This window comes from Sneathiella sp. (genome assembly GCF_029233945.1).
GTDB lineage: Bacteria > Pseudomonadota > Alphaproteobacteria > Sneathiellales > Sneathiellaceae > Sneathiella.
Genome location: NZ_JARGOQ010000109.1, coordinates 1 through 3050, shown reverse-complemented (window position 1 = coordinate 3050; position 3050 = coordinate 1). Strand labels below are relative to the sequence as shown.

Annotated in this window: 3 protein-coding genes; all 3 read right to left on the bottom strand. The window is 54.1% G+C overall.

Annotated features, from left to right (window positions below):
• Positions 1-1074 (bottom strand): alanine/ornithine racemase family PLP-dependent enzyme (locus tag P1U71_RS17855; RefSeq protein WP_301107027.1); only part of this gene is annotated, 1074 nt, incomplete at its 3' end.
• Complete coding sequence (locus P1U71_RS17850; RefSeq protein ID WP_301107026.1) at positions 1071-2270, bottom strand: DUF1611 domain-containing protein; 1200 nt, start codon at positions 2268-2270, stop codon at positions 1071-1073. The genes P1U71_RS17850 and P1U71_RS17855, both read right to left, overlap by 4 nt.
• A gap of 256 nt (positions 2271-2526) precedes the next feature.
• The gene (locus tag P1U71_RS17845) at positions 2527-2877 is read right to left on the bottom strand and encodes a hypothetical protein (RefSeq protein WP_301107025.1); all 351 of its coding nucleotides are present in this window, start codon (positions 2875-2877) and stop codon (positions 2527-2529) included.
• Positions 2878-3050 lie beyond the last annotated feature (173 nt).

The window sequence follows — 3050 nt, the reverse complement described above, 5'->3', positions numbered from 1 at the left end:
CAATGCTGTTTCCTCTGAAATAGGTTTTTTGCCGACGAAGGGGGAAGACATGGCACGGACCAGAGCGCTGTAGTTGAGCTGGAATGGAGTTTCGGTGCCGATTGGCAGGCAGTCGCGACCAGAATCCACGATAAGATGGTCACTACTCGATCCGAGGATTTTGATCCCCGAAGGCGGCGTCAGGCCGTCCGGATCGGTATCCATATGCCCCAGCGCAAAAATGGCCTGCGAGATACTGCCGCTGTCAGACATTGGAATTGCTTTCCCAAAGGCGGTTTCTGCGATTTTACCCCATGGCTGCGATGGCTTGATCTTTGACTCGATCACCTCCGCGACAAGCGTTATGGCATCGGTGTAAAGCCCCTCGATTGGCTGGCGATGAAGCGGCTCGCAGCCCAGCAAGATGGCTTCGCCAAGACGGAGGTTATTAATCCGGCCGATATCGGCGCCTCCCAGCACCCAGTCGAGGTTACTTGAATTACCGCCTGAGACAATGGAGATGACGGGCCCGAAAGTGGCGTCAATCGCATTCGCCAGAGCTGACAATTCCCCCATGTTTGCAGCATCAGGCACGACACCGCAACGACAGGCAAGATTAGTTCCGATGCCCTTGAGAGTGATGTTCGGGAAGTCCAGCGTACGACGCACGACATTCTCAAGGTCGGCCGGCAGGATGCCCTCCCGCAAATCCCCAAGCTCGACCATCAACAGGACCCCATGGATCCGCTTTTGCGCGTGCGCGGCCTTTGAAAGCTCCGATATGACGTCAAGTTCCGTGTTCAGGCTGATGTCCGTACTTTCGACCACCTGTACCGACTGGCTAATCATGGGCGAGCGAATGAGCGTTATGGGCGCCCTTATCCCGGCCCGGCGCATGGTCTGGATATTCTCAAGCCGCGAGTCCGCCAGCCCGCTTACCCCTGCGGCCAGCAGCTCTCTGGCAACGCTTGGCAGGCCCAGCACGGCTTTTGTCACTGCCGAAACGGAGATGCCACGACGGCCAAGCAGATTGACCAAAAACCGGGCGTTATGATGGATTTTCGAGAGATCGATTTCAAGTCGCGGGGTGGTCAATTGATGATCCCGACCGCCCTCTTCCTCAACTGCGGGAAAGAGGCAAGAACCATCTCTACCAGATAATCCGGCGATTTTGTCAAAGCGTCCGTCACGGGAATGCCAAGCTCGCTTTCAAAGCAGGCGATCGCCGAGTCTACCTCGGCCTGGGCCATGTTCTCGTGATTAATCGTGAGGCCGATGACCTTGGTGTCGGAAAAAGTCTCAATCAGATTTACTTCGCTGGCGGGTGTCGGCATCGGCATCTGATCGAAATCGCATCGGTAGGTCCGTCCGGGAGCATGCTGGAGCACGACGCCGTCAGGACAGGTCCCCCGCAAAATGAAGGATGATGTTGAAAAGGCCGGGTGGCTGAGCGCTCCCTGACCCTCGACAATTATGATATCCGGACTTTCAGCCTCGAAGGCTTCGATGATCGTCGCCTCCAGCTCACCGCAACAAAACTGGGAGGGGACAGCATCAAGCGCGATGCCGTATCGCGCGCCTTGAATCAATCCGGTCTGTCCGGTGCCGACCATCACCGCCTTCACGCCATACTCGTTCAATGCGCGTGTCAGGATGGTGGCGGTCGTTCGCTTGCCGATGGCGCAATCCGTGCCGAGCACCGCAATTCGAGGGCAGGTGACTTCTGCGATCCTGCCGCTGAACATGCGCAGGTCTTTTTTGTCGCGGGGTTTGCGGATATCGAGGATGGTAACATTGTAGGAGAGACAAGCGGCTGCAAAGACGGGGTCGTCATTAAGGAATTCATGCAGGCCATTCACGATGTTCATGCCATGGCTCATGGCCTCGATTACGAGACCGCGCTCACGCGTCGACAGCATGCCGCTTGATGGCGCCATTCCGAATATAAAATACTCAGGCAGGCTTTCCGCCAGAAACAAGGCCTCGGTGAGGTCACGGCAAATGGGAATACCGTTCGGCGCGTCTCCAAGGGCGGCGCCGGAATCAAGGCCAGCCTTTTCACTATCGATAACCGATAGGATTTCATACTTCTCGGAATGACGGACCAACCCATTGGCCGTTTTACCGTCAATGGCGCCGAAATTGCCTTCACAATATACGATTGCTGTGTTGGTTAATCTTGGAATATCGCGAACCGGAAGTTTAATGGCCGATCCAGAACCCTTGAGAATTGCGGGTTCGTTTACGCGGGTAAACGCCCGCGGTTGATTGAGATGTGTAACGGAAGACATAATTGGTTCCTTGATGATCACTTGGAGCCAGCAACGGGATCGCGCTGGTAAAGCAACTACAGTTCGTGGGCATGTAAGCGAAGGCAACGAAAATTGGGTGGCACTTTTGGTCACAAGTGCCACAGATATATTGCCTTGATTACGCAGAGGGAGCGTTGACAAGACTCCCAGAGGAGGCGCGGCTCACCGCGCCTCCGGGATGTTTGATAATGAAATTTATCCGCGTATGGCCTGAGACGCCTGCGTAACTAAAAAACTAGATTTTTTCTGCTAATGCATTCTGGCAAGCTTCTGCCAGTTCGCGATCCGGCTTTTCAGCGCCTAACGGAGTTGCCCAGCCGGCATCCTCAACAATCCCACGTCGTTTATAGCTATTGGCCTCTCCAAACTTGGCGAGCACGTCCATTGAATTGGGATCATTCTTGGAGTTCTGTAAGCAATAGGGCATAAGTGCCGTCGCAACCGCCATTTTGGAGTTCTCGCTCGACATATCATTGGCTGCGTTCTCCGTCATCCAGCCCCCCCAGTTAAATCCCACTATAGCCACGGCGATAGCGCCTGCTCCCGCACCCATAAGCGCAGGTTTAATCCATGTAGGAATTTCCATAAATAAGTCCGATCTGTATCAGGACAGGCACGCAGTATCGCGTGCAAGATGCTGCATCATAACACACTATCCCAAATATCTAGCATGGTTTGAGGCATATTTAATTCTCCTTCCGCTTGCACAATTATTTGTCAGTGTCTTGGGCTCTACTTAATTGTTCAATAATTTTTAGG

Excerpts from the sequence above, each read along its gene's own strand:
- P1U71_RS17850 (WP_301107026.1), bottom strand. The coding sequence starts at position 2,270 with ATGTCTTCCGTTACACATCTCAATCAACCGCGGGCGTTTACCCGCGTA.
- P1U71_RS17845 (WP_301107025.1), bottom strand. The coding sequence starts at position 2,877 with ATGGAAATTCCTACATGGATTAAACCTGCGCTTATGGGTGCGGGAGCA.